Source organism: Cellulophaga sp. Hel_I_12 (genome assembly GCF_000799565.1).
Classification (GTDB): domain Bacteria; phylum Bacteroidota; class Bacteroidia; order Flavobacteriales; family Flavobacteriaceae; genus Cellulophaga.
The window spans coordinates 474650-498216 of the sequence record NZ_JUHB01000001.1 but is presented as its reverse complement, the minus strand read 5'-3'; the positions used below and the strand labels follow the sequence as shown (position 1 = coordinate 498216).

Below are 23567 nucleotides of genomic sequence, written 5' to 3'. Positions count from 1 at the left end.
TCAAAAAAATTAAAAGCAGCTATACCAGCCCCAACAAATCATTCTATAACCTCTAATTTTGCAAAACGCAGTAATAATTTTTTTATGCCTGCGCCATCAAACTGAATTTCAGCTTTTCGATCATTACCAACACCTTCTAATTTAAGCACCCTACCTCTGCCAAATCGGGTATGATTGATAAGACTACCTTCCTGTAGCTTAGGATCAATAACGTTCGTATTACCAATTGGCTGTGCTAAATCTGGTTTCAACCTCCTTAGCTTTTGTAGCTGATTTTCATTAGGTCGTAGATTGGTTGGTGGTACGCCACTTTTAGGTTTATCTTGACGTAATTTGCTTTTATCAACATCGCCAAAAATATCAGTGTCAATTAAGGATTTATAGCGGTAACCCGCTTTATCAATAGGCGTTAAATTTTCAACATACTGCTCATCAATCTCTTCTAAAAAACGACTTGGTTCTGCATCGATTAGTTTGCCCCAACGATACCTGTTTTGTGTATAGGTTAAATAGGCTTGTTTTTCTGCTCGAGTAAGTGCTACATAGAACAAACGACGCTCCTCTTCTAATTCACTCCGCGTATTCATACTCATGCCAGACGGGAACAAATCTTCCTCCATCCCTACAATATATACGTACGGAAATTCTAAGCCTTTCGCTAAATGTATGGTCATTAAGGCCACTCGATCATCATCTCCTTTATCGTTATCTAAATCTGTCGCCAGGGCTACATCTTCTAAAAATTCACTAATATTTCCGGTAGCATCAACAACTTCTCTTTGCCCTTCAACAAAATCTTTAATACCGTTCAGTAGCTCCTCAATATTATCCATACGGGCAATCCCTTCCGGTGTTCCGTCTTTTTTAAACTCTAATAAAATTCCTGTTTTCTTAGCCACATGCTCAGATAAAACAAATGCATCGCTCGTTTCATTCATGATTTGAAAACTTTTAATCATGGTGGTAAAATCGACCAATTTATTTTTTGTCCCTGAATTAATCTTTAAATTTATTTTATCGATGTTTTCAATAACTTCAAAAATAGAACGACCATAATGATTTGCAGCGACTACCAATTTATCAATCGTTGTTTGTCCTATACCCCGACCAGGGAAATTAATGACTCTTTTTAACGCTTCCTCGTCCTTAGGGTTTATGACCAATCTCAAATAGGATAATATATCCTTTATTTCTTTTCGTTGGTAAAATGACAATCCCCCATAAATACGATACGGAATATCCCGCTTTCTTAAGCCATCTTCTATGGCTCGCGACTGTGAATTTGTTCGGTACAACACTGCAAAATTTCCATTAGGCATTTGGTGCTGCATTCGATTTTCAAAAATAGAACCCGCTACAAACCTACCCTCTTCAGCATCTGTAGGACTGCGATGAATTATAATAGCTGCCCCATCATCATTATCGGTCCAAACAATTTTTTCTAGTTGATTTTTATTCTTGGCAATTATAGAATTCGCAGCATTTACAATATTTCGGGTAGAACGATAGTTTTGTTCTAAGCGATACATCGCAACATCATCGTAATCTTTTTGAAAATTTAAAATATTGCTAATATTAGCACCACGAAAAGAATAAATACTTTGTGCATCATCACCTACTACACAAATATTTTGAAACTTATCAGACAAGGCTTTTATAATTAAATACTGTGAGTGATTCGTATCCTGGTACTCATCCACCAAAATATAACGAAAACGATCTTGGTATTTGGCGAGTACCTCAGGAAAACGATTTAATAATTCGTTCGTTCGCAGTAGTAAATCATCAAAATCCATCGCTCCTGCTTTAAAGCATCGATCCACATAATTCTGATAAATGTCACCCATTCTAGGTCTTTTCGCCATAGCATCGGCTTCTTGTAAGTCCGTATCATTAAAATAAGCCCGCACCGTAATTAGGCTATTTTTATAGGATGATATTCTATTTTGTACCTGCTTATATTTATAGATGTCTTTATCTAAGCCCATTTCTTTAATGATGGCTGCAATTAAGCGTTGAGAATCTTGGGTATCATATATGGTGAAATTGCTAGGAAAACCTAATTTGTCGCCATCATAACGCAATAATTTTGCAAAAACAGAATGAAAAGTACCCATCATCAAGTTTTTAGCTTCAGAATTTCCAACGATACTAGCAATACGGTCTTTCATTTCTCGCGCTGCTTTGTTCGTAAAAGTAAGCGCCAAAATATTAAAAGCATCAATGCCTTTACTCATCAAATAAGCAATACGAAAGGTTAAAACACGTGTTTTTCCTGAACCAGCGCCTGCAATAACAATTAAGGGGCCATCTTTATGCAGTACGGGTGCTTTCTGAGCTTCATTTAACTGATTAATATAGTTTTCCAAGTGTATTTGATTATTATTTTAAGGAGGCGTGAAATTAACGATTATTGCTAGCAAACTAAAATGCTATTTTCAATAATTATGAACAATAGCACCTCATTCTATTGAATTTCAATATATTTGAAAGACTAGAGTAATTTAGTTTATCTTAATTTTTATAACTGTTTGATAATGAAACCAATATTTTTATGGAGTATCGCCTTGTGTGGTTTTCTTTTTTCTGGATGGGCACAAGATAGGGCAGCTGGTCCTGTCATTATGGAATTTGGAAAAGTATCTAAAATTGAAAATCCAGATTTTAAGACAGATACTTCTTTAGAATTTAAAGCTGTTTTTGATATCATGAGTACTCCTGATAACCAAGGGGAACTCAACAAGTCTATAGAAACTGCTGCTCGTTTTTTAAATATGCATGCTCAAGCAGGGGTTCCACCGGAAAATCTTAAAGTTGCTTTAATACTGCATAATTTGGCAACAAAAGATCTTATGAGTAACGAGGCATATCAAAAAAGATATGGAACTAACAACCCGAATGCGGAACTTATTTCTGCACTTCAAGCTGCTGGCGGGCAAGTGATTGTTTGTGGGCAGTCCATACATTCCAGAGGCTTTAGCAAAGAAGAGTTGCTTCCCAATGTACAAGTTGCATTATCAGCAATGACAGCGCTAATCCAATTACAAAAAAACGATTATAACCTGATAAAATTTTAAATTATGACTAAACTGATACTTATTTTTTGCCTTTTTTGCGGAGGAATCCTTTTAGCACAAAACGCTGGATTAGAAAAAGATTTTGAAAAAGTAGCATCTAAAGTAATTGATTGGCGCAGAGATTTTCATCAATTTCCAGAATTATCAAATAGAGAATTTAAGACAGCGGAGAAAATAGCCAAACATTTAAAATCACTTGGAATAGAAGTACAAACAGGTGTAGCAAAAACAGGAGTGGTAGGTATATTAAAAGGTGATAAACCAGGTAAGGTAATAGGTTTGCGCGCAGATATAGATGCCCTACCCGTTACTGAACGTAATGATTTACCCTTTAAATCATCTGAAATTGGTGAGTTCGCCGGAGAAAAAGTAGGTGTCATGCATGCCTGTGGTCACGATACCCACATTGCTATTTTAATGGGCGTTGCCGAAGTGCTTTCTAAAAATAAAGATAAAATTAAAGGTACAGTTAAGTTTATTTTTCAACCTGCCGAAGAAGGTGCACCTCCAGGGGAAGAAGGCGGAGCTTCTTTGATGATTAAAGAAGGTGTTTTAGAAAATCCTAAAGTTGATGCGATATTTGGATTACATATTAATTCAAGTACGCCTGTAGGGACAATTCGTTACAAATCAGGTGGTACTATGGCCGCTGCACAGCGATTTGTGATTCAAGTCAAAGGAAAGCAAAGTCATGGTTCTCAACCCTGGTCTGGCGTTGATCCTATCTTAATTAGTGCTAAAATTATTGATGGCTTACAGACCATTATTAGCCGTGAAGCAGAACTTACAAACGAAGCAGCAGTAATTACCGTTGGTAAAATTACCAGTGGCGTGCGGTTTAATATTATTCCAGAAACTGCTGAAATGATTGGAACCATAAGGACTCTGGACTACGACATGCAGAAACTAATTAATCGCAGAATGCAAGAAATGGTACCTGCACTAGCAAAAGCTTATGGTGGCGATGCCACTATTGAAATTATCAACAGTACAGAAATAACCTATAATGATCCTGATTTAGTAGTGCAAATGCTTCCTACTTTAGAACGTGTAGCTGGAAAAGATAGGGTAATACCCCAAAAAGCGGTAACGGGTGCTGAAGATTTTTCTTATTTTCAAAAAGTCATTCCCGGTTTTTATTTCTTCTTAGGAGGAATGACACCAGGAAACACTCAAGCTTTCCCACACCATACTCCTGATTTTAAAATCGATGATAGTGGCTTATTATTGGGCGTTAAAACAATGACAGCCATGAGTTTAGATTTTTTGAATAAAAGTTAGCATTACTGTGTCAGTTTATTAGTCCCTCATAGATTAAGCAATTAATTTACTACTACACTATTTTGCTCATTTTCAACGAATTGATCACTTTAAAGGACAACCATAAATACTATAAAATTTAAATTAAACGAATTATAAATCACCTTAACAAATTAATACTTTTGATGATGCTTAAATATTCTTTTTTCTTATTTATCATTTTACTAGGCATAAGCCCCATACAAGCTCAAAAAAAGAGCGACTTACTTCTCGAGATCGAAAGTTTAAAAATGGCTAAAGATTCGATTCAAAACCAATTGGCTATTTCAAGAAAAAAAGAAATTGTCAGCAAAACAGAAGCTGACTCCTATAAAGTACAAGCAGATGAATTATTAGAGACCAATAAATCTTTAATGCAAAATATCAATAATTTTACTTCTGCTTCTATCGAAAAATCTGAAAATATCGGTAAAACATTAGAAAGTTTACGGGATAAAGAAATTCAATTAAAAAAAATCACAGATCGTTTTAGTAGTCATGACTCCCTTGCTTTATTGGTGCTCACTGATTTTAAAAAAGCCTTAGGAGAATCGGCGAACATCAGTGTATCAAATGGGGCTGTCATTATTTCTTTAAACCAAGCTATCCGCGAAGGTTTAGTGAGTAAAGATGCCGCTCAAAAAGCAAACTCAGAATCGATGGTCAGCCAAATAGCAACGGTTTTAAAAAATTACCGAGATACAAATATCGTGGTTGAAACGCTCACCAATACTGGGGAATTTGATGTGGCATTGAATCAAGCCACCATGTTGGTGAATTTATTTTTAAAAAAACATAGTATTAATGCAAACCGGATACATCCTACAGCAAAAGATGGCGCTTTTTCAGAGGGAATGAGTATCAAAGTATTTCCAAAATTTGATGCCTTTTACTTTGAACTTCGCGAACAATTTAAAGCGGCGAACAAGTAAGGTTTCCACCCTTAAGTTGCTACATTTTTTATAAAAATTAAATTTTTAATAAGGCTTTCATATCAAATTATTGTTTGATCAACTAAAAGTATCAAACTAGCAGCTCTTGGAATTATAAAAAAAGGAATAGGAAATACTTTTTTAAAAAAAGAGTCGTTTAAAAAAGGTAAACTAAATAAAACCAAACGTATTATGAACGGAGATCAAATTCTACAAGCCTTTGCTTTTTTATTACCAGCTGTAGTCACAGGCGTTGTTGCCTTTTATTTTTTTAAACTACATACTAAGAATGAAGAAGGTCGTAGACGATACCTGTTGCAAAAAGATACTCAAAAAAGTACCTTACCCATTCGTTTGCAGGCTTATGAGCGAATGGCATTGTTTTTAGAACGAATTTCAATTCCGAGTCTTGTGGTACGTGTTGTTCCAAAATCTACCAATAAGAACGATTATGAATCGCTTTTAATTCGAAGTATTGAAACGGAATTTGAGCACAATCTTTCTCAACAAATATACATTACCGATGACTGCTGGAATATCATCAAGGCGGCAAAAAGCGCCACAATTCAATCGATCAGAAAAGCGGCCATGAGCGACTCCGAGACGGCTGATAAATTACGAGAAGATGTGTTGAGTGATACGATGGATAAAGCCTCCCCGTCCGGAACAGCTTTGTCTTTTGTCAAAAAAGAAATTAGTAGTTTGTGGTAAAAAAATGATGAAGGATACAATGCCTTCCATGTAGCATTGCACTGATTTACCAATTTGAAGATCTGATGATTTACCATGTGACATTGTATGGCAAACAACCATCCAAAAATCTGCCAGCACCTTAAAATTTAGGTCAAGGCAATACCCAGCAATTTTAAAGTCTACGTAATTCGAGAGCAAGTTCAAAACAAAATAGCGATAATATTATTTTTTTCGAACAAGCATGAACGAATACCTAATTTTCTTTAACACCATTGAATTTTGCTTCTGCATAACCGAAGCCCTGTAGCCACCAATCGTGCATTAATTTTTTATTAAAAACTAAGGAGTTTTCGGTAAGGCTTGTTGGTGTATAATATAAATTGAGTTTTACATTATTAAGTTTTGCAGATAATACCCCTTCGGAAACATCATGATATTCTATTTGGTCTAATACAAAACCATAAATACTGAGCATCAATGAAAACGGATTTTTACCTAAAACTTTATGCTGATTTAAATTTTCTGATTCTAAAATAATAGCATCAACTTCTGTAGCACCTCGCTTAATGGCCTCACGAATGGGCACAACGCAACCCAAGCCACCGTCGCCATATTCAAAACCGTTTTTAGTCACCAAAGACATAAAGGGAATATAATTACAGGAAATCCAAATCCAATCACAAAATTCATCATAATTAAAATCAGTTAATTGCTTATACTCTACCCTATTTTTGGATAGGTTTGATACCGTCACTACAAGCGTTTTATTCGATTTTTTGAGTTCTTGAAATTCTTGAGGAGAAAAATTCTTTTTAATCGTACGACGCAATGCCCCACTTTCACCGAAAGTTCTTTTCCGTTTGATAAATTGCAATAAGGTGGTGAAATAATTAATAGTCACATACTCTCTATTATCTCTTTTCTTGACGATAAACGGATTTAGACTAAAAATAGAGTTTTGATTTACATTGGTATAAATATCATATAATTTACCGATGTTATTTAGGGCTAATTGTGGAATTAAAAGACTACCCGTAGAAGTGCCTAAAAAAAGGTCGTATTGCTTTTTTTTAACTTCTATTAAATATTGTGCCACACCACCCGCAAAAGCACCTTTACTGCCTCCACCACTAATTACTAATGCTTTCAAATGTTATAAATTAAGTTGGGTTTGAGGTTCTAACTCACTACTCTCTGTACTCTTAAATTTGGCATAATTAAAACCACTTTGCCACCATGTAGTCATCTTATCTTTGTCAAAAATAAGAGAATTAGTCGTTAAAACAGTTGGCGTGTAATAAAAGTTAATAATCACCCCATTATGGTTGGCCACAAACTTACCTATTCTTATATTTTGATGCTCAATACGGTCCAGCATAAACGCAAACATATTGGTTAATAAGGAGAATACGTTTTTTGAGGGCATTCTGTTTAAATGTGTTACTTCTGTTTGTAATATAATGGCATCGATGGTGGTGGCACCGCGTCGAATAGCATCTTCAATAGGCACCATGGTACCTAAACCACCATCAGCATATTCACACCCGTTCTTTTTTACAAGACTCATAAAAGGGGTATAATTACAAGAAATCCAAATCCATTCACAGAACTCATCATAACTAAAGTCGTTGATAGACTTATATTCTACCTGATTTAGGGAAAGATTGGAAACGGTAACAACGATTTCTTTAGGTCCATTTTTTAAAACTTCAAATTCCTCTAAACTGATCGTGTTTTTTATTAATTGCAACAAATTATAACTTTCGCCAAAAGTTTTACTACCCTTATAGAAGTTTTTTAAAACGTTTAAGTGGTGCACACCAATTGTTTCAATTCCATGTTTTTTATGAATATTAAAGGGGCAATTGCTGAAAATATCATTTTGTGTTACCGAGGTATAAATTTCTTTTATTTTTTCAATTTTATGTAAGGCCAAGTGCGAAATTAGAAGACTACCTGTTGACGTGCCAATAAATAAATCGTAATTGTGATGCGCTTCTTCAATCAAATATTGTGCTACGCCACCTGCAAAAGCACCTTTACTACCACCTCCTGAAATAACTAAAGCTCTCATTTTTTACAGTTTACTTTTTATATAACGTTGTTCTTCTAAATTTAGCGTAGTTATCAGCGCTGTAAATCTATTTTTATAATCGGTGTCTTTCAGTATTTCCTCAATTAAATTTCGCGCAAATTTTCTAAACTGCCAACTATGATGCATGGCGGCCTTAGCTAAGTCTTTTAAGTTAGTGTCTGTTAATCCCAAAGTTTGATGCAAATAGCTGAAAGCCGTTTGGCGTGTTTCTATCGAGAATTCCGAATTGGTGTAAGCACTAAGTTCATCAAAATATTCTTTTGTTTTAAGACCATTATAATTGGGCGTAGCAATGGCCAAAGTAAGCCAGATTAATCTAACATTTTTATCAGGAAAACCAATAACAGCCTGCGTATTATCTAAGTATTTTTTTTGATGTTCGGGAAAGCTAGCCCATAATTTAAATAAGGCAGCTTCTACCGTTATATAGCTCTTATCCGATAATAAGCTTTCATAAGCACCTCTTAGATTTTCAGAAATTTGCTCAGTTGACAAAAGTAAGGCTTGGCGAATTTGAAGATCTTTAGATGCTATAATTTTTAAAACAAAATCCTCAGAAAATAATGGAAAATAGTCTAAAATCAATTGCCTTTTTAAGGCTGTAGACCTTGTTTCATGATAAATATCTTCTATAAGTTTTAATTGTTCATGTTCGTCTAGCTTTTTTTGCTCTGTTTCTTTGAGCTCAAAATACGACGCTAAACTTTTAGCATTAATAGTTAAAAATGAAATAACCTTACTAATGGGAAACCTAGTGCTTATCAGCCATTCCGATGTAAAATTAGAGAAGTCCATACCACTCGCCTGCTCCATTTCAAATATAAAATTTTGAGTTGTTACATTTTTAAATTTATACTTTTCTAAGTAGTTTTTAATTCCGTTTTTAAAGGCTTTTTCACCAATTTCATTTCTTAGGAGCACCAAAGCCCAGGCACCTTTTTGATAAAAAGTTAAACTACTAGCTTTAGCGTTCATTAAGGCTTCGCCTTTTCCTTCCTCTGACAGAACATAAAGCTGCTCGGCAGTTTCATATAACTTCCAATAAAAATAATCATCTCCAAAAATCTCTTTTTCAGCTAACAAGGCATAATAGGTGGCAAAACCCTCTTGCAGCCAATGATGGTTTCCATCTACTGCAGTAATCATATCTCCGAACCACTGGTGTGCCAATTCGTGTGCATTCACATTCACATAGTTTTTATCCGTAAAAGCAACGGAATCTATCACAAAAGCATCGGAAAAAATGGTAGCCGTGGTGTTTTCCATTCCTGCATACAAAAAATCTTTGACCGGAATTTGCTTATAATTTTGCCATGGATACGGTACCCCAATTTCGGTTTCTAAAAAGTCGAACATTGTTTTTGTAAAACGATACGTTGGTTCTACCTTTAGACTGTCTTGCGGATAATGATATAATTCGATCGGGATTCCGCTTGTACTTTGGATGGTATCCTTCGTGTAATTTCCAATAGCAAAAGCCAACAAATAACTACTCATCGGTTTTTGCATATCGAAAGACCAAGTAGTCGTTTGGTTGTTATTCGGGGTGGATGCTATTAATTTTCCATTTGAAATGATGTGATACCTAGCATCAAAAGTGATGGTGATATCGAACTCCACCTTTTCATTGACATCATCAAAACTAGGCACCCAATGACTGCTATATTTCCCTTGTCCTTGCGTCCAAATCTGCTCATTTCCTTGAACAACATCATCATAACCAACAAAATAAACTGTTTGTTCAGGAATAGCCGTATACTGAATCGTTAAAGAATGATCGGATCCTTTTTTAAATTTTTTATATATAATTATTTGCTCGCCACTATTCTTATATTTAATCTTTTTACCATTGCAATGAACACTTACAAATTTCATTTGTTTGGCATCTAAAAAAATGGAATCTACAGCATTCAAAACTTTAAAATTATAAGCCACAGTACCGCTGATTTTTTTTTCTACAGGAGCTATTTCTAAAGAAATTTTTGCGCTTTCAAAATCAACCTCGCCCTGAATTTGGGCTATTAGCGTGGCTTTGGGAAAAACTATAAAAAATAAAAGAAGGAGCAAGTTTCGTGTCATAGGACAAATATAATTATTCAAACAGAATAAGCCTACAATAGTCCCAACTAGGTCTTGATTTAAAGCATTATAAGGTATTTACAGCAACCAAACATCAAAATCGCATTGTCTTAAAAAACAAACCAAATTATAGTTGTAGTTTTTTAATTGAACGTGTAATTTAGTCGGATGAATGCGAATTACCTTCAAACCCCTATTGCCTATCTCAAAGGTGTTGGCCCCAATAGGGCAGATTCATTGAAGACAGAACTCGGTATTCATACCTATCAAGACCTTATTCAGCTCTTTCCAAACAGGTATATCGATAAAACGCAGTACTATAAAATTAACCAACTACAACGAAATTCCGCTGATGTTCAGATCATTGGAAAAATCATTCATATTAAAACTGTTGAACAACAAAAAGGAAAACGTTTGGTGGCTACTTTTATGGATGACACTGGTAAAATGGAATTGGTTTGGTTTCGAGGTCAAAAATGGATTCGTGAAAATTTACAGCTGAACACTCCTTATGTTGTTTTTGGAAAAACAAATTTTTATAACCAGAATTTTTCCATGCCTCATCCAGAAATGGAACTACTTTCGGAACATGAACAAGGGTTAAAAGTGATGATGCAACCCGTTTACCCATCCACCGAAAAACTAAGCAATAAAGGGATTAGCAATCGGGTAATCAGCAAATTAATTCAGCAGCTCTTTAGCGATTTAAAAGGTATATTTTCAGAAGCCTTATCGCCCGCAATCATCGATGACTTAAAACTAATTTCGAAAAGTGAAGCCATGTTTGCCATTCATTTTCCGCAAAGTCAACTCGTATTAGCGAAGGCGCAATTTAGACTTAAGTTTGAAGAGCTATTTTATGTACAATTACAGCTAATTGCTAAAAATATGTTACATAAACAGCGTATTAAAGGCTTCAATTTTGACAAAGTGGGTACACTTTTTAACGAATTCTATACGCAGCATTTGCCTTTTGAACTTACGAACGCTCAAAAAAGGGTACTAAAAGAAATTAGGGCAGACTTAGGAAGTAATGCCCAAATGAACCGCCTTTTACAAGGTGATGTAGGTTCAGGAAAAACCATTGTTGCTTTAATGTCGATGCTGTTAGCTATTGATAATGGCTTTCAGGCCTGTTTAATGGCCCCAACCGAAATTTTAGCCCAGCAACATTTTGTGGGTATTGAAGCCTTAGTAGGTTCCTTAGGTATTCATATTGCATTATTAACCGGTTCGGTTAAAAAATCAGCGAGAAAGCTCATTCACGAGCAGTTAGAAAATGGAGAGCTTCATATTTTGATAGGCACCCACGCACTTTTAGAAGATAAAGTACAGTATAAAAATTTAGGCCTTGCTATTGTAGATGAACAACATAGATTTGGTGTGGCACAACGATCTAAATTGTGGCATAAAAACGATATTCCACCTCATGTTTTGGTGATGACCGCGACACCGATTCCAAGAACCTTGGCCATGAGCTTATATGGAGATTTAGATATTTCTGTAATCGATGAACTTCCACCAGGTAGAAAGCCCATAAAAACCGTGCATCGTTACGATGCTAACCGATTAAAAGTATTTCAATTTATTCGAGAAGAAATTAAAAAAGGGCGCCAAATATATGTGGTCTACCCTCTTATTCAAGAATCAGAAGTCTTAGATTACAAAGATTTAATGGATGGTTATGAGAGTATTGCAAGAGATTTTCCTATGCCAGAGTATCAAATTTCAATCGTACACGGACAAATGAAGCCTGTAGATAAAGAATTTGAAATGCAGCGTTTTGTAAAGGGGGAAACACAAATAATGGTGGCTACTACCGTTATTGAAGTTGGTGTCAATGTTCCGAATGCATCCGTCATGATTATTGAGAGTGCTGAACGCTTTGGTTTATCACAATTACATCAATTGCGAGGGCGTGTTGGCCGCGGGGCAGACCAGAGTTTCTGCATCTTAATGACCAGTCATAAACTATCTACCGAAGCAAAAACAAGACTAAATACCATGGTACGCACCAACGATGGGTTTGATATTGCCGAAGTAGATCTAAAACTTCGGGGTCCTGGCGATTTAATGGGAACACAGCAAAGCGGTATGTTGAACTTAAAGATTGCCGATATCGTAAAGGATAATGATATTTTAAAGACCGCAAGGTTTTATGCCTTACAGGTTTTGAAAGATGATCCAAGCCTTAGAAAAGAAGAAAATAGCGCTATCCGTACTACCTATGCCCAGCTTGTAAAGCATAAAAATATTTGGAAATATATTAGTTGAACGTCGTAATTCCAAGACTATTTTTAAAGGAAAGAATTCTATATGTAATAAATTTGTCATTGCTCTTTTTAGAGTACGAAAAATTAAAGTTTTATCACATCAACATGAAGCAAACACTATTTGACAAAGTATGGGATTCCCATGTCGTAAAACATGTAGAAGACGGACCAGATGTATTGTTTATCGATCGACATTTAGTACATGAAGTAACTAGCCCTGTAGCCTTCCTAGGTCTTAAAACAAGAGGGATTCGTGTTTTATATCCAGAGCGTACTTTTGCAACCGCAGATCATAACACACCTACTATGAACCAACATTTACCTGTTGAAGATCCTCTTTCTGCAAATCAGTTAAAGGCATTAGAGGAAAATGCAAAAGAACACGGCATTAGCCATTGGGGCTTAGGCCATGCTAAAAATGGTATTGTACATGTTGTTGGACCAGAATATGGCATTACACAACCCGGCGCAACTATTGTTTGTGGTGATTCACATACGTCAACACATGGTGCTTTTGGTGCTATTGCTTTTGGTATTGGTACGTCGGAAGTAGAAATGGTTTTGGCTACACAATGTATCATGCAGCCCAAGCCAAAAAAAATGCGGATTAATGTTAGCGGAAAACTAAATTTTGCGGTAACACCAAAAGATGTCGCCTTATATATTATTTCACGATTAACCACGTCTGGTGCTACAGGGTATTTTGTAGAGTATGCAGGCGATGTATTTGAAAATATGTCGATGGAAGGCCGAATGACTGTATGCAATCTAAGTATCGAAATGGGCGCACGTGGTGGGATGATTGCTCCAGACGAAAAAACATTCAATTACATAAAAGGACGAGAATTTACACCAACGGGTGCCGCTTGGGATAAAGCAATGGTATACTGGGAATCACTATATACCGACAAAGATGCTGAATTTGATAAGGAAATTTATTTTGATGCCTCTGATATAGAACCAATGATCACCTACGGAACCAATCCTGGGATGGGGATGGGAATTTTAAAAAACATTCCAAATGCAGACCAAGTAGAAGGTGGTGTCAGCACCTATAAAAAATCATTAGGCTATATGGCCTTCAATGAGGGTGAAAGTATGATAGGAAAACCTATCGATTTTGTTTTTATCGGGAGTTGTACGAATGGACGAATTGAAGACTTTAGAGCCTTTGCCTCTATTATTAAAGGACGAAAAAAGGCAAAAAATGTCACCGCATGGTTAGTGCCAGGCTCACATCAAGTAGAAGCTGCTATAAAAGCAGAAGGCTTGTTAGACATTATTCATGAAGCTGGTTTTGAACTTAGGGAACCGGGATGTTCCGCATGTTTGGCCATGAACGACGATAAAGTGCCTGCAGGAAAATTAGCCGTAAGTACCTCCAATCGAAATTTTGAAGGAAGGCAAGGTCCTGGGTCTAGAACGCTCTTAGCTTCGCCTCTAGTTGCTGCGGCTGCAGCTGTTACGGGAAAAGTAACTGATCCTAGAACCTTAATGAAGGAATTCGCTTAGTAAACTGCTATACGCTTAGCGCAAACCGCTAAACGCATAAATAAATGAGAGATTATAAAAAATATAATGTTTGGGAATTAGGTCATGAAATTGCATTAATGATTTATATACTGACCTCAAAATTTCCAAAAGATGAAGTTTATTCTCTGACAAGTCAAATGCGCAGAGCTGCCTATTCAATTCCATCAAATATTGCAGAAGGCTGTGGTAGAGATTCAGATCAAGAATTTAAAAGATATTTAGTCATAGCAAGAGGTTCTGCAACTGAGTTAGAATATTTTTTATTGTTAGTGAAAGATTTAGGCTTTATCAAGCCAGAAGATTTTGAAACTCAAAGCGATAAAGTAAATAAAGTTAAGCGAAGTCTAAATAACCTAATTAACCAAATATAATTCGCGAATAGCGTTCAGCGCTAAGCGCATAGCATAATAAATATGGCATACGATAAATTTACCTTATTAAAAAGTACAGCAGTTCCGTTACCTATTGAAAATATAGATACCGATCAAATTATACCCGCACGCTTTTTAAAAGCCACGACACGTGAAGGTTTTGGTGACAACCTATTTAGAGATTGGCGTTTTAATACCGATGCTACTCCCAAGAAAGATTTTGTCTTGAATGACCCTACCTATTCAGGTAAAATTTTAGTTGGAGGGCGCAATTTTGGTTCTGGATCTTCTCGAGAGCATGCTGCTTGGGCAGTTTATGATTACGGATTCCGATGTGTGATCTCCAGTTTTTTTGCAGATATTTTCAAAGCAAACTGTCTAAATATTGGCGTTTTACCTGTACAGGTAAGTGCTGATTTTTCAAACAAAATATTTGCAGAAATCGATAAAAACCCTAAAACTCAAATCGAAGTAAACCTTCAAGAGCAAAAAGTAACTTTAATAGCTACAGGTGAGAAAGAATCATTTGACATCAATGGTTATAAAAAAGATAATATGTTGAATGGGTTTGATGATATTGATTACTTGATGAATATCAAAAGTGATATTGAAACATTTGCCCAAAATACCCCGCTCTAGTTGTATGGAACTACTTTTTAAGTAAAAATGCGCTAAACGAATCAATTTAATAGTAGTAAAACTTTTATGCAGCATAGAAAAATCGAAATTATGGATACGACACTGCGCGATGGGGAACAAACCTCTGGCGTTTCGTTTTCAGTTTCTGAAAAGCTTAGCCTTGCTAAATTACTTTTAGATGAGCTAAAAGTAGATCGCATTGAAGTTGCTTCTGCAAGAGTTTCTGAAGGTGAATTAACTGCGGTAAAACAAATAACCACATGGGCTAAAACCAAGGAGTATTTAGATAGAATTGAAGTTTTAACTTTTGTTGACCAAGGAGTTTCAATCGACTGGATGGTAAAAGCTGGCGCAAAAGTTCAAAACTTGTTAACCAAAGGTTCTTTAAACCACTTAACCCATCAACTCAAGAAAACCCCAAAAGAACATTTTACAGAAATTGCGGCAGTAATAAAATTAGCACAAGAGCAAGGCATTGCTACCAATGTGTATTTGGAAGATTGGAGTAATGGAATGCGCAACTCACAAGAATATGTATTTCAATTATTAGACTTTTTATCGACGCAGCCATTAAAAAGAATTCTTTTACCGGATACACTTGGCATTTTAACGCCTACAGAGACTTTCGCGTATGTAGAGGCTATTGTAAAAAAATATCCAAAATTACATTTTGATTTTCATGGGCATAATGACTATGATTTGAGTGTTGCCAATGTCATGGAAGCCTTAAAAGCGGGTTGTCAGGGATTACATTTAACGGTAAACGGCATGGGCGAACGAGCTGGGAATGCTCCTTTAGCCAGTGTTATTGCGGTAATCAATGATTTTTTACCAAATATACAGACCAATGTTAACGAATCATCACTCTATAAGGTCAGTAAACTTGTTTCTGCCTTCACGGGTTTTGGTATTCCGGCCAACAAACCTATTGTAGGTGCTAATGTTTTTACGCAAACCGCGGGTATTCATGCCGACGGAGATTCTAAAAACAACCTGTATTTTAATGATTTACTGCCTGAACGCTTTGGTCGTAAAAGGCAATATGCCCTTGGTAAAACATCAGGAAAAGCAAATATTCAAAAAAACCTACAAGAATTAGGGCTTACATTGAATAATGAAGAATTAAAAAAAGTAACCCAGCGCATTATTGAATTAGGGGATAAAAAAGAACGCGTTACCAAAGAAGATTTACCCTATATTATTTCTGATGTTTTAGACAGTACAGGCATCGAAACAAAAGCGATCATTAAGTCTTATTTACTTTCACATGCTAAAGGCTTGCAACCTTCTGCTGCTGTTGCTGTTGAAATTGAAGGTAAATTATTTGAAGAGCACGCCCAGGGAGATGGTCAATTTGATGCTTTTATGAATGCATTAAAAACGGTGTATAAAACTTTGAAAATTAGCCTGCCAAAATTGACAGATTATGCGGTACGGATACCTCCTGGAAGTACTTCCGATGCCCTTTGTGAAACCATCATCACTTGGGAAAGCAACGGAAAAGAGTTTATTACCCGTGGATTAGATTCTGATCAAACGGTATCCGCTATCAAAGCGACAGAGAAAATGTTGAATATCATTTGACAAGAGGAAGAGCAAGTTCAAGTTCGCACTTCGGCTTCACTCAATGCAAGAGTTCAAGTTCAAAAAATACGAAAGAAATTAAACGTACAAAGCAAACGGTTTGAATTTAATGAAAAGTTGAAAACAAGCAAATACCATGGTTTAGAAACAGAGTTACGAAAACAAAGTGCTTCGTACCTTTCAATTACGAACTAAAAATAAATTTTTAGCTTAGAGCCTAAAGCTTAAAGCTTATCGCAAAAAAACAATTATGAAATTAACTATTGCCCTTTTAGCAGGAGATGGAATTGGTCCTGAAGTCATAGATCAAGCCGTTAAAGTATCGAATGCCATTGCCATAAAATATAAGCATGAAATCACCTGGACACCGGCATTAACAGGTGCTGCAGCTATTGATGCTTGTGGAGAACCTTATCCTGATAGCACACATGCCATTTGTGAAGCTGCTGATGCGGTGCTTTTTGGCGCCATTGGTCATCCAAAATATGATAATGATCCTTCAGCCACCGTAAGGCCAGAGCAAGGATTATTAAAAATGCGAAAAAAATTGGGTCTCTTTGCCAATGTACGTCCAACCTTTACCTTTCCCTCTTTAATTGATAAATCACCTTTAAAAAGAGAACGTATTGAAGGGACCGATTTAATTATTTTAAGAGAACTGACTGGTGGCATTTACTTTGGAGAAAGAGGACGTTTGGATAACGGTAATACCGCTTTTGACACCATGACCTATACCAGAGCGGAAATTCAACGTTTGGCAAAAAAAGGCTTTGAATTGGCCATGACTCGTGGAAAAAAATTATGCTGTGTTGATAAAGCGAATGTTTTAGAATCGTCTAGATTATGGCGAGAGACCGTTCAAGCCATGGAAAAAGATTATCCTGAAGTGACTGTTTCTTATGAATTTGTCGATGCTGTGGCCATGCGTTTGGTGCAATGGCCCAATTCGTACGACGTGATGATTACTGAGAATTTATTCGGAGATATTTTAACCGATGAAGCGTCTGTAATTTCAGGCTCAATGGGACTTATGCCATCTGCCTCTGTTGGAGAAAAAGCAAGATTATACGAGCCCATCCACGGTTCGTATCCGCAAGCAGCAGGAAAAGATATTGCAAATCCGCTAGCAACTATTTTATCAGCTGCTATGCTATTCGAGGATTTTGGTTTAGCAGAGGAAGCGGAGGCCATCCGTGTGGTAGTGAACAAATCTTTAGTAGAAGGTATGGTTACCGAAGATTTAGCAGAACATGCTAAAGCCTATAAAACCAGTGAAGTTGGTGATTGGTTAGCGAAGCATATTTAAAACTATCTACCGGCAATAATAAAAGCGGCCATTCTTGATTTTCGAGAATGGCCGCTTTTTTATACTTAAAAAATGATCTAAAAATCACAAAATATAGTCGGTACTTACAAAGTTTGAAAGCTTTGCCTCCAATAACTGCTCAATAATTTCTGTATTTAATTCATTGTCTTTAAAGGCTACAAAAGTTCTAATAGAAAAAGAACGCAAAGCATCATGCACACTCAATGTTGCTTGCGCAGAATCTTTTCGTCCAGTAAACGGGTATACATCAGGACCACGTTGACAAGAACTGTTTAAATTTACGCGACATACGAGGTTTACCAAGGTATCAATTAAGGGTGAAAGTGCGTATACATCTTTACCAAACAAACTCACTTGTTGTCCGTAATTCGATGCTGCCATATCATCCAAAGGTTCTTCTATATCTTTGAACGACAATACGGGAATTACGGGACCAAATTGCTCTTCTTGATACACTAGCATATCTTTAGTCACAGGATATAAAACCGCAGGCCATATAAAATTGTCGGAATGTTCTCCGCCTTTTTTATTGATGATTTTAGCGCCCTTTTGTAGTGCATCGTCAATTAAACCTTGAATGTAGGCTGGTTTTTCGGGTTCCGGTAAAGGCGTTAGTTTTACTCCATCATCCCAAGGGTTTCCAAATTTTAATGCATCAACACGTTTTGAAAAACGTGTATTGAACTCATGCAGAATATCCTCGTGCACATAAACTACCTTTAAAGCTGTACAACGCTGACCATTAAAGGATAAGGTCCCTGCGATGCATTCATCGACCGCTAAATCTAAATCGGCATCGGGTAAAATAATAGCTGGATTCTTTGCTTCTAAGCCTAAAACCAGACGTAGACGGTTACTTTTTGGGTGTTGATTTTGTAATGCATTGGCCGATTTACTGTTACCTATCAAGGCTAAAACATCAACCTTACCCGTTTTCATAATCGGTGCCGCTACTGCCCTACCTCTACCAAAAAGTATATTTATAACCCCTTTTGGGAAACAACTTTGAAAAGCTTCTAACAATGGCGTTATTAACAAAACGCCGTGCTTTGCTGGTTTAAATATGGCTGTATTTCCCATGATAATCGCAGGAATCAACAATGCAAAAGTTTCATTTAATGGATAATTATAAGGTCCTAAACACAAAACAACGCCTAGTGGTCCTCTTTTTATATGGGCATAAACGCCATCGTGCTTTTGGAATTTAGCACTATCACGATCTAGTTTTTTATAGTCTTCAATAGTATCATAAATGTATTCCACAGTACGGTCGAACTCCTTTTGTGAATCAGGTAATGATTTACCAATTTCCCACATCAATAATTTTACAATCTCTTCTCGTTTGGTTTCCATCTTTTTGACGAAGTCGACCATACAGGTAATTCTATCTTTAACATGCATCGTAGGCCAAACGCCTTGCCCTCTTGCGTAGGCAGTCGTAGCAGCATCTAAAGCCTCTAAAGCCTCCGATTCACCCATATCTGGAATACTTCCTAGTAAGGTTGGTTCGTATTTTTCGGTGGAAGATATGGTGGAATACACGTTCGTAGTTGCACCTGTCCAAGATTTTAACACCCCATCTACCAAATAGGTTTTTTGTGCTATGGTCGTATTAATTTGATACTCTTCCGGAATTCTCATTGTGGTTTTAGTCATTTTCATTTTTTTAAACAAGGTACTCAAATAAATCTTTTTTCCCAACAGTTACTTTATGCTGTGTGTAAAACACAAAAAACAACTAGCATCAATTTTCTTGAAAATATTGCTGCCCAGTTATGTATTTTTTGCACTAAAATTTCTGCTCGATTTATAACTAATGCCTGCTTATACTATTGGTTTCATCGCCGTCATAGAGGCTCTTAATCGTGCACCAACAATTTCAACAGGATGCGATCTTAATGCTTTGTTGACATGTATTAATTTGGCATTATCAATTCCGTTGCCTTTGCCTTCACCGAATTTTTTACCAATCACATCCGTATCTATTTTTTTCATAAAATCGCTTAGTAATGGTTTGCAGGCATGGTCAAACAAATAACAACCGTACTCTGCCGTATCTGAAATTACGCGATTCATTTCGAATAATTTTTTTCGGGCAATGGTATTAGCAATTAAGGGAGTTTCATGTAAAGATTCATAATAAGCAGATTCTGCAACAATACCAGATTCGGTCATAGCTTCAAAAGCTAATTCTACACCTGCCCTAACCATGGCTACCATTAAAACTCCATGATCATAATATTCTTGTTCAGAAATTTTATCATTCCCGGCTGGCGTTTTTTCAAAAGCAGTTTCCCCTGTTGCTGCTCTCCAAGTTAATAAGTTTTTATCCTCATTCGCCCAATCTTCCATCATGGTTTTTGAAAACTCTCCTTCGATAATATCATCCATATGCTTTTGAAAAAGGGGTCTCATAATGTCTTTTAATTCTTCTGATAATTCAAATGCTTTTATTTTAGCAGGATTTGACAACCGATCCATCATATGGGTTATGCCCCCATATTTTAAACCTTCAGTAACGGTTTCCCAGCCGTATTGTATTAATTTTGAGGCATATCCTGCATCGATACCTTTCGCTATCATTTTATTAAAACAAAGAATTGAGCCTGTTTGTAGCAAACCACAAAGAATGGTTTGTTCACCCATTAAATCAGACTTTACCTCAGCAACGAATGATGACTCTAATACTCCTGCTTTATCACCACCTGTAGCGACAGCATAGGCTTTGGCTTGTTCAAATCCTTTATTTTGAGGATCATTATCAGGGTGGACTGCAATTAAGGTAGGTACGCCAAAACCTCTCTTATATTCTTCCCTAACTTCTGAACCTGGGCATTTTGGCGCCACCATAATAACGGTTAAATCTTTACGGATTTGTGTACCCTCTTCCACAATATTAAACCCATGTGAATAGGACAAGGTGGCTCCCTTTTTCATCAAAGGCATTATGGCTTTTACAACACTAGTGTGTTGCTTATCTGGTGTTAAATTAATCACTAGGTCTGCACTTGGAATTAGGGCCTCGTAGCTATCCACGGTAAAGCCATTTTCTTTGGCATTTTTATAAGATTGTCGTTGTTCTTTTATGGCGGCTTCACGTAGCGTGTAAGCAATATCTAATCCAGAATCACGCATATTTAAACCTTGATTTAGGCCTTGCGCTCCACAACCTACAATCACAATTTTTTTACCTTTTAAAGCCGCTACACCATCGGTAAATTCATGGGTAGACATGAACCTACATTGTCCTAATTGGGTTAATTTTTCTCGTAAGGAAAGAGTATTGAAATAATTTGCCATGGTATAAACTCGTTTATTTTAAAATTGATTTGTATTTATTTTTTAAATGCTGCTAGAATTGATGATATCGGCATTTCTGCCTTGGTGACTGCTATTCGGCCAGAACGCACAAATTGCATGATGCCGAAGGGTGCTAATTGTTGGTACATTTCGTCTATTTCATGTTTTCTACCTGTTTTTGCTAAAACAAAGAAATCTCTAGAAACGGTAACAATGGTTGCGTTACTATCCTTGATGATATTTTGAATCTGACGTTCATCAAACAAAAGGTTTGACGCTATTTTGAATAACACAGATTCTTGATAAATAGTGTCATCATCTTCGTGATAATAGGCTTTTATCACTTCAATTTGTTTTTCAATTTGACCCACCACTTTACGAGCTAATTCTTCTTCCATAAAAACAACTACCGTAAATTTAGAAACATCTTGGATTTCAGATTTTGAAACATTAAGGCTCTCTATATTGATATGTCTTTTTAGAAAAATACCCGAAATTCTATTTAATAAACCAACATTATTCTCAGAATATATTGATATCGTAAACCACTTTTTCTCCATTGCGTTATCTACTTCAAGTGTTAAGCATTAATGAGGTACTGCATTATTTTAATCTAATATCAGAAACTGAGGCCCCTGTGGGAATCATCGGAAAAACATTATCTTCTTTTTCTACTTTTACCTCTAAGAAATAGGGCTTATTTGAGGCCATCATGGCCTGAACCGTGGATTTTAAATCTTTGCGATCACTTACTCGTTTTGCTTCAATATGATAGCCTTCTGCAATTTTCACAAAGTCAGGATTTACCATTACTGTAGACGCATACCTGCGTTCAAAAAACAACTCCTGCCATTGACGCACCATGCCCAAATGATCATTATTTAATACTACTATTTTTACGGCTACTTGATGTTGAAATATGACCCCTAATTCTTGAATGGTCATTTGGTAGCCACCGTCGCCGATAATCGCTACTACTTCACGATCTTCGGCGCCCATTTTAGCACCAATAGCGGCAGGTAAAGCAAAACCCATAGTTCCTAATCCGCCAGAAGTAACATTACTCTTGGTTTGATTGAATTTTGCATACCGACAGGCCACCATTTGGTGTTGCCCCACATCGGTTACAATAATGGCATTGTTATTTGAAGCGATGTTAATCTCTTTAATGACTTCTGCCATGGTTAAGCCATCTTTTGTAGGGTTTATTTCCTTATCTATGACTTCGTTAAATTCGATCTCGTATTTTTTCTTGAATTCGCTATGCCATGCCTCGTGCGTATTCTCTTTTATTTTAGGTAGCAATAACTGCAATGTTTCTTTGGCGTTCCCTAAAATCGCCACATCTGCTTTTACATTTTTATTGACTTCTGCCGGGTCTATTTCAAAATGAATCACCTTTGCTTGTTTTGCATAGGTCGCTAAATTTCCTGTAACACGGTCATCAAAACGCATTCCGATAGCAATCAATAAATCACATTCATTGGTTAACACATTGGGTCCGTAATTTCCATGCATCCCTACCATACCTACATTTAGCGAATGATCAGTATCCATGGCCGATAAGCCTAAAATAGTCCAAGCGGCAGGAATTCCTGCTTTTTCAACTAATTCTTTTAGTTCATTTTCAGCTTGCCCTAAAATAACTCCTTGACCATAAACGATAAAAGGTTTTTTAGCTTCATTAATCCATTGAGCAGCTTGGCTAATTTTAGTAAGGTCTGGTTTTGGAACTGGATTATAACTGCGAACGCCTTTACATTTTTCATAAGAAAATTCAAACGTATCAAACTGAGCGTCTTTGGTGATATCAATTAAAACAGGACCAGGACGACCCGATTTAGCGATATAAAAGGCCTTCGCCATAATGGCTGGAATTTCGGAAGCTTTGGTTATTTGATAGTTCCACTTGGTCACGGGAGTGGATATGCCCACAATATCAGTTTCTTGGAAAGCATCAGAACCCAATAAATGACTCCCAACCTGGCCGGTAATACAGACCATAGGTGTAGAATCGATTTGGGCATCCGCCAATCCAGTAACTAAGTTTGTAGCGCCAGGACCTGAAGTGGCTATGGCTACCCCTACACGACCAGAAACACGCGCATAACCTTGTGCTGCATGCGTTGCCCCTTGTTCATGACGTGTTAAGATATGCGTAAGCTTATCTTGAAATTTATACAATTCATCATAAACCGGCATGATAGCACCACCGGGATACCCGTATATTAAGTCAACACCTTCCGCTAATAAGCAATGAATTATGGCCTCAGCACCCGATATTTTTATCGTAGTTTTTGAGGCCGTTTCTGTCTTTTTTTCTTTTATAATCTGTGTACTCATAGTATCTCGAATAAAGATGTCC

Annotated in this window: 18 protein-coding genes; 10 read left to right on the top strand and 8 right to left on the bottom strand. The window is 36.5% G+C overall.

Features of this window, described 5'->3' with window-relative positions; genetic code table 11:
• Positions 1–38: 38 nt before the first annotated feature.
• Positions 39–2369 carry an ATP-dependent helicase gene (locus tag GQ45_RS02395; RefSeq protein ID WP_047414780.1) on the bottom strand — a complete coding sequence of 777 codons (2331 nt, stop codon included), beginning with the start codon at positions 2367–2369 and terminating at the stop codon, positions 39–41.
• Positions 2370–2537: 168 nt separating this feature from the next.
• On the opposite strand from GQ45_RS02395, the gene GQ45_RS02390 reads away from it, so the two are divergent.
• From GQ45_RS02390 to GQ45_RS02375, 4 genes are all read left to right on the top strand, one after another.
• Entirely contained in the window at positions 2538–3077 is a 540-nt protein-coding gene (locus GQ45_RS02390) for a DsrE family protein (RefSeq protein WP_047414778.1), read from the top strand.
• 3 nt (positions 3078–3080) lie between these two features.
• Positions 3081–4358 carry an amidohydrolase gene (locus GQ45_RS02385; protein ID WP_047414776.1) on the top strand — a complete coding sequence of 426 codons (1278 nt, stop codon included), beginning with the start codon at positions 3081–3083 and terminating at the stop codon, positions 4356–4358.
• Positions 4359–4627: 269 nt separating this feature from the next.
• Complete coding sequence (locus tag GQ45_RS02380; RefSeq protein ID WP_156125331.1) at positions 4628–5308, top strand: hypothetical protein; 681 nt, start codon at positions 4628–4630, stop codon at positions 5306–5308.
• Between the two features lie 192 nt (positions 5309–5500).
• Positions 5501–6019: a hypothetical protein gene (locus tag GQ45_RS02375; RefSeq protein ID WP_047414773.1), complete on the top strand. Its 519-nt coding sequence runs from the start codon at positions 5501–5503 to the stop codon at positions 6017–6019.
• A 235-nt stretch (positions 6020–6254) separates the two neighbouring features.
• Here GQ45_RS02375 and GQ45_RS02370 read toward each other — a convergent pair whose 3' ends face one another.
• From GQ45_RS02370 to GQ45_RS02360, 3 genes are read right to left on the bottom strand one after another with little or no spacing between them, the layout of a single operon-like run.
• Complete coding sequence (locus GQ45_RS02370; RefSeq protein WP_047414771.1) at positions 6255–7151, bottom strand: patatin family protein; 897 nt, start codon at positions 7149–7151, stop codon at positions 6255–6257.
• 3 nt (positions 7152–7154) lie between these two features.
• The gene (locus GQ45_RS02365; protein ID WP_047414769.1) at positions 7155–8075 is read right to left on the bottom strand and encodes a patatin family protein; all 921 of its coding nucleotides are present in this window, start codon (positions 8073–8075) and stop codon (positions 7155–7157) included.
• Positions 8076–8078: 3 nt separating this feature from the next.
• Positions 8079–10175 (bottom strand): M1 family metallopeptidase, encoded by a 2097-nt coding sequence (locus tag GQ45_RS02360; RefSeq protein ID WP_047414767.1) that lies wholly within the window; start codon positions 10173–10175, stop codon positions 8079–8081.
• A 168-nt stretch (positions 10176–10343) separates the two neighbouring features.
• Between GQ45_RS02360 and recG the strand changes: the two genes are divergently transcribed.
• The 6 genes from recG to leuB all read left to right on the top strand — a co-directional run bounded on the left by recG (position 10344) and on the right by leuB (position 17881).
• Positions 10344–12449 carry an ATP-dependent DNA helicase RecG gene (recG, locus tag GQ45_RS02355; RefSeq protein WP_047414765.1) on the top strand — a complete coding sequence of 702 codons (2106 nt, stop codon included), beginning with the start codon at positions 10344–10346 and terminating at the stop codon, positions 12447–12449.
• A gap of 104 nt (positions 12450–12553) precedes the next feature.
• Positions 12554–13960, top strand: coding sequence for a 3-isopropylmalate dehydratase large subunit (gene leuC, locus GQ45_RS02350; RefSeq protein ID WP_047414764.1), 1407 nt, complete (start codon positions 12554–12556; stop codon positions 13958–13960).
• A 44-nt stretch (positions 13961–14004) separates the two neighbouring features.
• Positions 14005–14352, top strand: a complete 348-nt coding sequence (locus GQ45_RS02345) for a four helix bundle protein (RefSeq protein WP_047414763.1) — start codon at positions 14005–14007, stop codon at positions 14350–14352.
• A gap of 42 nt (positions 14353–14394) precedes the next feature.
• Positions 14395–14991: a 3-isopropylmalate dehydratase small subunit gene (gene leuD / locus GQ45_RS02340; RefSeq protein WP_047414761.1), complete on the top strand. Its 597-nt coding sequence runs from the start codon at positions 14395–14397 to the stop codon at positions 14989–14991.
• Between the two features lie 66 nt (positions 14992–15057).
• Entirely contained in the window at positions 15058–16575 is a 1518-nt protein-coding gene (locus tag GQ45_RS02335) for an alpha-isopropylmalate synthase regulatory domain-containing protein (protein ID WP_047414760.1), read from the top strand.
• Positions 16576–16825: 250 nt separating this feature from the next.
• A complete protein-coding gene (gene leuB, locus GQ45_RS02330; RefSeq protein WP_047414757.1) occupies positions 16826–17881 on the top strand; it encodes a 3-isopropylmalate dehydrogenase in 1056 nt (351 codons plus the stop codon).
• An 84-nt stretch (positions 17882–17965) separates the two neighbouring features.
• Here the strand turns inward: leuB and GQ45_RS02325 are convergent, their stop codons facing one another.
• From GQ45_RS02325 to ilvB, 4 genes are all read right to left on the bottom strand, one after another.
• Positions 17966–19543 carry an NADP-dependent glyceraldehyde-3-phosphate dehydrogenase gene (locus tag GQ45_RS02325; RefSeq protein ID WP_156125465.1) on the bottom strand — a complete coding sequence of 526 codons (1578 nt, stop codon included), beginning with the start codon at positions 19541–19543 and terminating at the stop codon, positions 17966–17968.
• A gap of 183 nt (positions 19544–19726) precedes the next feature.
• The gene (ilvC, locus tag GQ45_RS02320) at positions 19727–21202 is read right to left on the bottom strand and encodes a ketol-acid reductoisomerase (RefSeq protein ID WP_047414755.1); all 1476 of its coding nucleotides are present in this window, start codon (positions 21200–21202) and stop codon (positions 19727–19729) included.
• A 35-nt stretch (positions 21203–21237) separates the two neighbouring features.
• A complete protein-coding gene (gene ilvN, locus GQ45_RS02315) occupies positions 21238–21762 on the bottom strand; it encodes an acetolactate synthase small subunit (RefSeq protein WP_047414754.1) in 525 nt (174 codons plus the stop codon).
• Positions 21763–21805: 43 nt separating this feature from the next.
• Positions 21806–23545: a biosynthetic-type acetolactate synthase large subunit gene (gene ilvB / locus GQ45_RS02310; protein WP_047414752.1), complete on the bottom strand. Its 1740-nt coding sequence runs from the start codon at positions 23543–23545 to the stop codon at positions 21806–21808.
• Positions 23546–23567: the final 22 nt, after the last annotated feature.